Origin of the sequence: Corallococcus sp. AB049A (assembly GCF_003668885.1) — a bacterium.
Taxonomy (GTDB): Bacteria; Myxococcota; Myxococcia; order Myxococcales; family Myxococcaceae; genus Corallococcus; species Corallococcus interemptor.
In genome coordinates, this window is the sequence record NZ_RAWL01001250.1 from 1 (window position 1) to 419 (window position 419).

General features: G+C 62.1%; 1 protein-coding gene. It reads left to right on the plus strand.

Annotated features, from left to right (window positions below; genetic code table 11):
- Positions 1-419 (plus strand): ABC transporter ATP-binding protein (locus D7X55_RS41695; protein WP_147470525.1); only part of this gene is annotated, 419 nt, incomplete at both ends.

Consider the following 419-nt stretch of genomic DNA (forward strand, 5'->3'; position numbering starts at 1 on the left):
GGGTCATTCATCCGGACATAGTGCCGAGGGCGAAATGGCGCGAACGGGTTGGCGAATTGCTACAGCAGGTGGGTCTTTCACCGGATCATATGCGCCGGTATCCGCATCAGTTTTCCGGCGGCCAGCGGCAGCGCATCGCCATTGCCCGGGCGCTGGCGCTGGAGCCGAAGCTCATCATCTGCGACGAAGCGGTTTCTGCACTCGACGTTTCGGTTCAGGCGCAGGTCATTGCGCTGCTGGACAAGCTGCGCCGCGAAATGGGCCTCTCTTTCATCTTCATCGCTCACGACCTGCCGGTGGTGCGGGATTTTGCCGATCACGTCATGGTCATGCAGCGCGGGGAGGTGGTGGAATTCGGCACCGTCCGCCAGATTTTCGAAGCGCCGGGCGAGGCTTACACGCGCGCGCTTCTTTCAGCC